At 65.4% G+C, this 9,434-nt stretch carries 7 protein-coding genes; 2 read left to right on the top strand and 5 right to left on the bottom strand.

The window, feature by feature from the left end; all coding sequences use genetic code 11:
- Both A3E77_RS07450 and A3E77_RS07445 read right to left on the bottom strand, forming a co-directional pair.
- Positions 1 to 423 (bottom strand): redoxin domain-containing protein (locus A3E77_RS07450; RefSeq protein WP_293644612.1); only part of this gene is annotated, 423 nt, incomplete at its 3' end.
- 145 nt (positions 424 to 568) lie between these two features.
- The gene (locus A3E77_RS07445) at positions 569 to 862 is read right to left on the bottom strand and encodes a hypothetical protein (protein ID WP_293644610.1); all 294 of its coding nucleotides are present in this window, start codon (positions 860 to 862) and stop codon (positions 569 to 571) included.
- 298 nt (positions 863 to 1,160) lie between these two features.
- On the opposite strand from A3E77_RS07445, the gene A3E77_RS07440 reads away from it, so the two are divergent.
- Positions 1,161 to 2,357 (top strand): CoA transferase, encoded by a 1,197-nt coding sequence (locus A3E77_RS07440; RefSeq protein ID WP_293644608.1) that lies wholly within the window; start codon positions 1,161 to 1,163, stop codon positions 2,355 to 2,357.
- Positions 2,358 to 2,421: 64 nt separating this feature from the next.
- Positions 2,422 to 4,017: an acyl-CoA dehydrogenase family protein gene (locus A3E77_RS07435; protein ID WP_293644606.1), complete on the top strand. Its 1,596-nt coding sequence runs from the start codon at positions 2,422 to 2,424 to the stop codon at positions 4,015 to 4,017.
- 1 nt (position 4,018) lies between these two features.
- On the opposite strand, the gene A3E77_RS07430 is transcribed toward A3E77_RS07435, so the two are convergent.
- Genes A3E77_RS07430 through A3E77_RS07420 form a run of 3 tightly spaced genes read right to left on the bottom strand, consistent with a single transcriptional unit; the run spans position 4,019 to position 9,373 of the window.
- Complete coding sequence (locus tag A3E77_RS07430) at positions 4,019 to 5,179, bottom strand: alginate lyase family protein (protein WP_293644604.1); 1,161 nt, start codon at positions 5,177 to 5,179, stop codon at positions 4,019 to 4,021.
- 10 nt (positions 5,180 to 5,189) lie between these two features.
- Positions 5,190 to 6,434, bottom strand: a complete 1,245-nt coding sequence (locus A3E77_RS07425) for an alginate lyase family protein (RefSeq protein ID WP_293644602.1) — start codon at positions 6,432 to 6,434, stop codon at positions 5,190 to 5,192.
- Entirely contained in the window at positions 6,431 to 9,373 is a 2,943-nt protein-coding gene (locus A3E77_RS07420; protein ID WP_293644600.1) for a TonB-dependent receptor, read from the bottom strand. The genes A3E77_RS07425 and A3E77_RS07420 overlap by 4 nt, the downstream gene beginning before the upstream one ends.
- Positions 9,374 to 9,434: the final 61 nt, after the last annotated feature.

Here is a 9,434-nt window from a genome sequence, read left to right as displayed (position 1 = left end):
GACGCCTTCGCTGGTGATTTCCATCACCTGGATCACGCCGTCGGGATCGACGACGAAGGTCGCGCGGTCGGCAAGGCCCGAATCTTCACGCAGCACGCCAAAATTGTTGGCGAGGACGTGATTCTGGTCGCCCAGCATGTGATAGTTGATCTTGCCGATCGCCGGCGAGCTGTCGTGCCACGCCTTGTGGCTGAAGTGCGTGTCGGTCGACACCGAATAGACTTCGACGCCCAGGCCCTGAAGCGTTTCATACTGGTCGGCCAGATCTTCGAGTTCGGTCGGGCAGACAAAGGTGAAGTCGGCCGGATAGAAGAAGAATACCGCCCACTTGCCCTTGGTGTCGGCGTCGGTCACGGGGACGAACTTGCCCTGGTGGTACGAGGTGGCGTTGAACGGCTTGATCGAGCTTCCGATGATACCCATGGGAGAGTGTTTCCTTTTATTTGCTGCACTGCAAAATGATTTGCAGCGGCCAGCTATAAGGACGGACGCGCACACTCAACCCCAATTTTCCGGGCACACTTATCGATACAATCGATCATAAGCCGAGATTCGCCCAAAAAGGCGATCAGCGGCAGCGATCCTTCGCGCCCGCGAGCAGGTCGATCACCTCGGCGTCGAAATCGTCCGGGGCAACTGGGGTGATCTTGCGAAAACGGCGCGCGCAATAGGCGGCACGCGGTCCCAGTTCGGGGACATCGCGGAAATTCAGTGCGGTTCCCGCTATTCCGCCCGCAAGGTCGGGCATGTCCGACAGCACCGCCCGCACCGTGAAAACGGCGCCCGGGCGCACGCCGGGCGGGTATCGCGCGTGTCGGCTGATACACAGCGCCAGGTCATCCACTCGCCAATCGTCCGTCATAATCAACCCCATGGCTGTTACGCAGGCTTGGCGGCAGCATAGCATGATTGTGGGGCGGCCATCAGCCTGAATCGCACGCAGCGGCGTGGCGTCACCCGGGGCGTTCGACACCAAAGCCGTAGGCCGTCGCTTTTTGATCGGAACTTATTGAATATATAACAGCAACTTATCACGGAAACAGGAAGCCTTGCGCCGACGAGTGCGGGCCGTTACACCCCGCTCCGATGGCGGGGTCGAGAAGCGATCGCGCCGAAGGGAACGGCCACTGGCGCCGGAATTTGCGGGAGACAGGGGCCGGATGTACGACCTGCTGGCCGGACTGTCGGTGATCGAGGCGTCGTCCTTTGTCGCCTCGCCCACCGCCGGACTCTATTGCGCGCAAATGGGGGCCGAGGTGATCCGCGTCGACCAGATCGGCGGTGGCCCTGACTTTCGCCGCTGGCCGGTGACCGAGGGCCATGATTCGCTCTATTGGGAAAACCTCAACCGCGCCAAAAAATCGGTCGCGCTCGACCTGGGCCGGGGCGAAGGGCGCGAGCTGCTCCAGGCGCTGGTGCGCGCGACGGGGCAGTTCGTCACCAATTTCCCGGTCGGCGGTTTCCTGTCGCACACGACGCTCGCCGACGGGCGACCCGACCTGATCACGGTGCGCGTGATGGGGTGGGCCGATGGTTCGCCCGCGCTCGACTATACCGTCAACAACAGCGTCGGCTATCCGATGCTCACCGGCGCCGGCCTCGATCCGGTCAATCATGTCCTGCCCGCATGGGACTTGTTGACCGGGGCCTACGCCGCCTTTGCGCTGCTCGCCGCGATCCAGCGGCGCAGCACGACGGGCGCGGGCGGCGAGGTGCGGCTGCCGCTATCCGACGTCGCGATCGGCACCGTCGCCAATCTCGGCGGGATTGCCGAGATGCTGTATTCGGGCGCCAACCGTCCGCGGCTCGGCAATGCGGTCTACGGGCTTTTCGGGCGCGATTTCGTCACGCGCGACGGCCAGCGGACGATGATCGTCGTCGTCACGCCGCGCCAATGGGCGAACCTGGTCGCGGCGCTCGACCTGGATGAGGCGATCGCCGCGATCGAGGCGGCGCGCGGCGTGTCCTTTGCGACCGACGACGGGCTCCGCTTTACCCATCGCGACGCGCTCTATCCCGTGTTTGAAAAGGCGATTGCGGGCCGCAACCACGCCGACCTTGCCGCGGCCTTCGACGCTGGCGGCATCGTCCATTCGCCCTATCGCACGATGCTCGACGCGGTGCACGACCCCGTGCTGGTCGCCGACAATCCGATCTTTGGAACCGCCGCCAACCCCAGCGGCTTTGCCTATCCTGCGGCCGGCGCCTTTGCGACATTGCCGCAGCAGGAACGCCGTCCGCCAGCCCCGGCGCCGCACCATGGCGCACATAGCGAGGAGGTGCTGGCCGAACGCCTGTCGCTTTCGAGCGGCGAGATTGCCCGCCTGATCGATGCCGGTATCGTCGGCGTCGGATGAAAGCTGTGGAGACCGACACCGTGCCCACTCGCCGCGCCGCCATCACCGAACGCGGCGCCTGACCATGGTTGATCTGCGCCACGCCCTGACCGCCGGACAAGCCTATCGCGACGCAGCGCAGGCGGCGCTCGCCGAGCGATTGACGCGGGCGCCGATCGACCACGAACAGCGTGCGGCGCACGGCTTTTCCTGGGTCGCGACAACCGTCGCGGCGCTCGAAGCCACATGGCACTGGTCCGAAGCGGGCAAGGGCGCCAACCCGCTCGATCGCGCGATCGCAACGCTCGCCTTTGCGGAAGGGATCGGCCAGCTCGTCGGCGGACTGCCGATGGGGCAAAACGAGATTTTCCGTCCGTCCGACCTGGGGCTCGGCGCCGCGGCGCGGCGATTGGCCGATAGCTGCGCCGACCTGCTCGATGCCGACCAGGCGGCACTGCGCGCCGATGTCGCGGCCGCGCTCGCCGCGGGTCATTGGCCGAGCGAGACGCTATACGATGCCGATCTCGACGCGATCCGCGACCAGTATCGCCGCTTCACCGATGCAGCAATCATCCCGCACGCGCACGGCTGGCATCTGGCAAACGCGCTGATCCCCGATGCGACGGTGCAGGCGATGGCCGAACTCGGCACCTTTGGCGTGTGTATCCCCGAACAGCATGGCGGGCTGGGCCTGTCGAAGCTGGTAATGTGCATCGTCACCGAGGAATTGTCGCGCGGATGGATCGGTGCGGGGTCGCTCGGCACGCGGTCGGAGATTGCCGGCGAGCTGATCGCGATGGGCGGCACCCCCGAACAGAAGGCCCGGTGGCTGCCGAAGATTGCGAGCGGAGAGGTCTTGCCGACCGCGGTGTTCACCGAGCCTGATGTCGGTTCGGACCTTGGCGCGCTTCAGACGCGCGCGCGGCGGGACGGCAACGGCGAATGGGTGATCGATGGTGCCAAAACCTGGATCACCCATGCCGCGCGGTCCGACCTGATGACCCTGCTTGCGCGCACCTTGCCCGACGCCAAGGGCTATGCCGGCCTGTCGATGCTGCTCGTTCCCAAGCCGCGCGAGACCGCGACCGACGCCTTCCCTGCCGAAGGGATGAGCGGCAGCGAGATCGAGGTGCTCGGCTATCGCGGGATGCGCGAATATGCGCTGCAATTCGACGGCATGGCGGCACCGGCCGACGCGCTGCTCGGCGGGGTCGAGGGGCAGGGGTTCAAGCAGTTGATGCGCACGTTCGAGGGTGCGCGCATTCAGACCGCGGCGCGCGCGGTCGGTGTGGCGCGGCGTGCGCTCGAGCTTGGGCTTGGCTATGCGCTGGCCCGCAAGCAGTTCGGACAACCGATCGTCCATTTTCCGCGCGTCGCCGACAAGCTGGCGATGAGCCTGGTCGATTTCGTTACCGCGCGCGAGCTCAGCTATGCGGCGGCGCGCGCGAAGGACAGCGGCAAGCGCTGCGACATCGAGGCGGGCATGGCGAAACTGCTCGCCGCGCGCGCGGCATGGTCGAACGCCGACGCCGGCCTCCAGATCCACGGCGGCAACGGCTATGCGCTCGAATATGAGATCAGCCGGGTGCTGTGCGACGCGCGCATCCTCAATATCTTTGAAGGCGCGGCCGAAATCCAGGCACAGGTGATTGCGCGCGGGCTGCTCGGCGGGCGCAACTAGCCTAAAGCCAGAGCAGGGGTTGGCGCACCGGATAGTTGCGGACGACCTCACCGATCACGGGGTCGGGATCGAGCCGCTGCCAGATGTCCAGCCAGTCGCGGCGCTGCTTTGCGATGCCGCCGAAGAGCAGGCTCGGCTGGCGCACCGGGAAGCCGTCCCAATATTCGACGTCGGGCGGCAACGGCCATTTCGCCTTGTCGGCGATGTAGGGCGTCATCCACGCGACCGCCCCCCCGATCGAGCGGCCGTCGGCGGTCTTCCATTCGATAAGGCCAGGGCCGCCGAGCAACCATGCCGAGGCAGCGAGCACATCGAGGTTGAAGAGCGAATAGGCATAGGGCTTGGTGCGCGCAAGTTCGCGCGGCTGGCGGCCGTCGGGCTCGATCTGCGCGGGAATGATGATATTTCGCAATCGGGTGCGTGCAGCCGCCAGCACATCCTTTCGGCCGACCAGCGCCGCAAAGGACGCGGCCTGCAACAGCCAGCAGGTGCCGTGATTATTCTTCTCGTCGCGCTCTTCGATGCCGAAGGGCGAGGTGGTCAGCCAATCCAGATATTTGCCGAACCAATCCTCGACGCCCGCGCGGATCGCGGCATAGCCCGGCGCGTCGTTTCGCGCGAACAGGGTCGCCGCCCGGGCGACCTCGACGATCTGCAACGTGTCGATCACGCCGATCGCGCGGCCGCCGTTCACCCCGATGATCGCCTGCGCATGGTTGAGGTTCGGGTTCATCCGCGTCGCCGGATCGACGAACCAGGCGGCGAGGTGGCGCATCGCGGCTTCGGCAAAGCGTGCTTCGCCGGTGAGCTCCCACAACGCCGCGAGCGCGGGGACGGTGCGACCGAACGCGATCAGGGCGTCGCGGTGACCGTCGAACTTGTCGGGGTTCGACCGGCCGTCACGCCGGATATAGGGGCCGCCGGGGTTCGCGGGGTCGGGCCACCAATAATCGCCTTCCGAATAATAGTCGTGGCGGCCCGCTGGGCTGCGCGGGGCGGGAATGGTGGCGATGGTGCGCGGCGCGGCGGCAAGGAGGATGCTGGCTTGCGGCAGAAGGCGGCGCCGCTCGACCGCGCGAATGTCAGCTACTGTCGGCGGTTTCGCCCAAGCGGCGGGCGTGGCCAGCAAGGCGGCGATCAGCAGGGAGCGGCGCGCGAGCATCCCTCTTCCTTCAGCGGCCATGATAGCGCAGCAACAGATCGCCGTCGATCGTGCGCGGATAAGCGCCAGGGCCCCAGGCGGCGTCCGCGCGCACGAGCAGCCGGTCGAGCATATCGGTCGGCCATTCCTGCTCCTTGTGCGGCCAGTCGGCCGCGCGGCCGCGATACGCCGCGACATAGTCGGTCGCCTTGCGGAGCGAGCGCCCTTTTTCCTGGGCACCATAAAGGTCGATGCCAAGGCAGGCGGCGCTGTCGGCAAGCGTATAGGCCGCGTCGAGCGCATAGAGCGAATAATGGAAGCTGCGCGTACGGCTGAGTTCGGCAGGCAAGGCGCCGGAGGCGGAAATTTGCCGTGCGATCCGCGCCTTGGGAAAGGCGGTGAAGATCCGCTGCGCGATATCGGGACGCCGCGCAAACAGCGCGAAGCGCGCGAGCTGTGCGTCGTACCAGAGGCCATGGTTGTTCGACGCCCTGCCCTCTGCCTTGCCGTTGGGACTGGCGACCATCCAGTCGACATAATCGGCGAACCAGCCTTCAAGCGCGCGGGTCTCGGCCGGGGTCAGCGTGCCTGACGGTGCGATCAGGCCGATGGCGTCGATGACCGCGATAAAGCCTGCGCCATCCAGAACGCCTTCGGGACGGCCGTTCGACACGCCGGGCACCGCCTGCGCGAAATTCATGTTCGGGTTCATGCGCGTCGCGGGGTCGAGGAACCAGGTGCGGATCGCGCGCACGGCGCCCTCGGCATATCGGCGGTCGCCGCTGTAATAGAAAGCGAGCGCAAGCGTGTCGGTGTCGCGCGCCATGCGGCCGATCGCGGCACGGTCGAAGCGATCGCTGTCGATATCCGGATTGGTCTTGCCATCGCGGCGGACATAGGCGCCCGTCGGGTCGGCGGGGTTCGGCCACCAGTATCGCGCAAGGCTGACATAATCGTGGCGGTCGCCCGAGACAGGAAGGCTGCGCTTGTCGGCGACCGAGGCGGGCTTTGCCGCCAGCGCCTTGTCGGCGCGGGCGATCAACGCGCGATAGGCGGTGTCGATTGCCGGATCGCTCGCCCGGGCCGCCTTGATCGCTTCGAGGTCGCCGGGGCGCAGCGTGAAGGTGCGGCGTCCGCCGAACGACGCCGAATAGCCCGCGCTGGCATCGCATGATGGCGCCGCTGGCGATGCCGAAAAAGCCGCCGCCGCGGATGGTATATACGCGGCGGCGGCCAGGATAGCCCAAGGGAGTCGGGCTAAAGTCGTGGGCTTCACAGGCGGACCCGGAAACCGAAGAAATATTGCGTGCCGCTGCGCGACACTTCCGCAATGCTGTCGTATCCGCCCTTGTACATGATGTCCTGTGTGCCCGTGACGTTGAGCGCTTGCAGCTTCAGCTGGACATTGTCGGTCAGATTATATTGCGCCGAAAGGTTGAGATAGGTTCCGCCGCGGATCTCGCGGTTGGTGCCGCCGTTCGGCTTGTAATAGCCCGATCGGTAGCGGAGGTTGGCGCGCAGCGAGAGGCCCCATTTCTCGAACCACACCGATCCGCTCGCGGTCCATTTCGACAGGCCGATCAGGTTCGCCGGATCGACATAATCGCGGATCGGCGAGGTGTCGGGATATTCAAAATTGGCAAAGGCGCGGTTGACCGATCCCTGGATGCCAAAGCCGTCGAGCGGGTCGGGCAGCCAGGTGAAGGCATGGCTGGCGGTCGCCTCTATGCCGTAAAGGTGCCGCGTTTCGGTGTCGTTCGACGGCGCCACGGGGTTGATCGTAAAGGTTTCGGTCATCGGCGCGCCGCCGTCGCGGATCGTCGTGACGGTGATGTCGGTCGGGATCGGCTCTCTGGCCCCGATCACCGTGCCTTTCGCCCATTTATAATAGCCTGCGACTGAAATCAGCGTGTCGCGCGAGGCGTAAAGTTCGAGGCTGGCGTCGAGGTTCCACGCGCGCAGCGGCTTGAGGTTCGGGTTGCCCGTCGTCGCGTTGAAGATGATATTGTCGACGCCCGACGCCGAAGTCGTCGGGTTGAGGTTGATGCCGGCGCCGAAACTTTCGATCCCCGACCGCGCGATCGCGCGATAGGCGGCAAGACGCAGTTTGACCTCTTGCGACAGGTCGAAGGCGATGTTCGCGCTGGGCAGGAAATAATTGTAGCTGCCCTTGGCGCGGTTCGTCTGCAACTGACCCGCGGGATCGACGCCGATCGAATAGCTGTCGCCGACCGTGTCGATGACGATCCGATAGGGACGGCGGAAGCCGGTCGAGCTGATGTCGGTCTGGACCCAGCGCAGCCCGACATTGCCGCTGAACGGCACGCTGCCCGCATCCGATTCGAAATTTGCCATCGCATAGACGGCATAGATGCGTTCGGTGACGTCGATGTCGCTGGGGTCGCGGCCGTCCGCCGGGGTCGGCAAGGCATCGTCGCTGCCGGTGAAGGTGCGGAACAGGCAATCATTGTCGAAGCTGGCCCATTGGGTGACGTTGGTGCCCATCCCCTTCATGTAGCTGGTGGTGGTAAAGGGCACGCGGCATTGCTGGTTTGCCTGCGCGATCAGTTGCGCCGGGGTGCGGCCGCCGACCGCGACCAGCGTGTTCAGGTCGTTGTTGCGCGCATTGTCGTTGGTGCGGTGATGGTCCGAGAGCCTGCCGCCGAACTTCACCGAGGTGACGAAGCCGTCGAACTCGCGTTCAAGGTCGAGCCGTGCGGCCCAGATCCGGTCCTGGCGGTCGGTCGCGAAACGGCGGCGCGCATAGACCGAGTTGGCCGCGGTGGTCAGGAACAGATTGGGGTCGGTGATGTCGAAATTGTCGAATTCGACGACCGGCACGACATTGTCGTCTTCATAGCTCAGCGTATAGGCGACGCGGCGGTTCGACCGCATCCGTGTCTGCTTTTGCGTTTCGGTGCGATGGCTGTTGGAATAAGAGGCGTCGAATGCGACATTCCAGCGATCGGGCGACCAGATCAGGCTGACCCCGCCGCCCAGATACTCCTCGTTGCGCTGGCGCGTTTCAAGCTGGTTTTCCAGGTTCGAGTTGCCGCGATAGCTGATGAGCGCGCCGGGCGAATAGCCGTTGCTGCCGTCGCCGATGATCAGCGGCTGGACGCCCCGCAAACCTTCGGTGATGCCCAGCACGTTGCGGTCTTCGAGACTGGCGCGTTTGGAATATTGACCGTCGAACGAGATTTCAAAATCGGGCGACGGACGCCATTGGATCGCGCCGATCAGGCCGTCGCGCACTTCGGACGTATATTGGGACCGAAAGCTGCGCGACGAATTGGCGAAATAGGTGTCACCGCGCGTTTCGCCGACCAGAACGGGGGTCGCGCCCGTGCTGGGCGGGACCGAACGCGGGCCGGTGGCAAAGGTGCAGTTGGCACCTGCACCCGCCGCGACGAGCGTCGCCGCCGATCCCGTCACCATCGACGGGTTGTTCGCCGACGTATTGCAAAGCTGGAAGGTCGAATTGCCGTTGTAATAATCCTCCGGCGCGGTCGTGTCCTGCCGCTGGTAACCGATCGAAACGCCGATATCGCCCAGTCCGGTCGAGAATTGGTCGGTGTAGGAAAAATTGGCGCGATAGCCGAGCCCGTCGTGCTGATAAACGTCATTGTCCTGCGGCTGGAAATCGCCGCGCACCTCGAACTGGATGCGGCGCTTGCCATAATCGAGCGGCTTCATCGACCGGAGCTCGATCACCCCGCCGACCCCGCCTTCGAGGAAATCGGCCCGCTGCGTCTTGTAGACGAGGACGCCGTTGACCAGTTCAGACGGAAATTGCTGGAAGGCTACCGACCGATCGGGACCGGCGGTCGACACCTCGCGACCGTTGAAGTTCGAAAAGCTGAGGGTCGGGCCCAGGCCGCGCACCGAAAGTTCGTTGGCGTTGCCCTTGAAGCGGTCGGCCGAGACGCCGACGATGCGTTCGAGCGTGTCGCCGACCGAATTGTCCGGGGTTGCGCCAATCTCGTCGCTGACCAGGCCATCGACGACGACGTCGGCGTCGCGCTTGAACGCGATCGAGCTGCGCTGCGTCGCACGGGTGCCGGTCACCAGGATTTCGTCACCATCGATCGCCGTCGCGGCCGGATCGTTTGCGGGCAAAGCGGGCGCATCCTGCGCCTGCGCCGGCAAGGCGGCGAACAGCGCGGCGGATGCCAGCAGCGCGGCGCGGGTCGGCAAGGCCGATGATGACGTCATACCCTCTCCTTTTTTGGTGCCGCCGTCGCCGGGGGCGTGACCCGGTTGATACCGGTGTCAA

Origin of the sequence: Sphingopyxis sp. RIFCSPHIGHO2_12_FULL_65_19 (genome assembly GCF_001830555.1) — a bacterium.
Lineage (GTDB): Bacteria > Pseudomonadota > Alphaproteobacteria > Sphingomonadales > Sphingomonadaceae > Sphingopyxis.
The sequence above is the reverse complement of the archived record's forward strand: the minus strand, read 5'-3'. Positions and strand labels throughout refer to the sequence as shown.